This window comes from Mesorhizobium sp. WSM4809 (assembly GCF_055811655.1).
The window spans coordinates 1-254 of sequence record NZ_JBVVQW010000082.1 but is presented as its reverse complement, the minus strand read 5'-3'; the positions used below and the strand labels follow the sequence as shown (position 1 = coordinate 254).

The window sequence follows — 254 nt, the reverse complement described above, 5'->3', positions numbered from 1 at the left end:
GATTAACGCCAGGCTCCAGCGCCTGATACGCCTCGACCGCCGGGTGGCTGGTGGAACCACAAAGTGGGCAAGGCTGACCCGCCTGTAACTGTGCACGTTGAGCTTCCAGCGTTTTGATGCGCGCTTCCTGCTCGCAAATGGTTTTCACATCGGCAAGTTGCTGCGTCTTTTCTTTATAACGCTGGCGCATTTCGTTAAGTGCGGCGTTACGTTGCGTCTGTTCTTGCGTGACATTCTGGATAGCGACCTGTAAC

General features: G+C 55.1%; 1 protein-coding gene. It reads right to left on the bottom strand.

Annotated features, from left to right (window positions below; all coding sequences use genetic code 11):
- On the bottom strand, positions 1-254 hold a 254-nt coding region (locus AC0L24_RS33935; RefSeq protein ID WP_473565108.1), incomplete at both ends, for a hypothetical protein.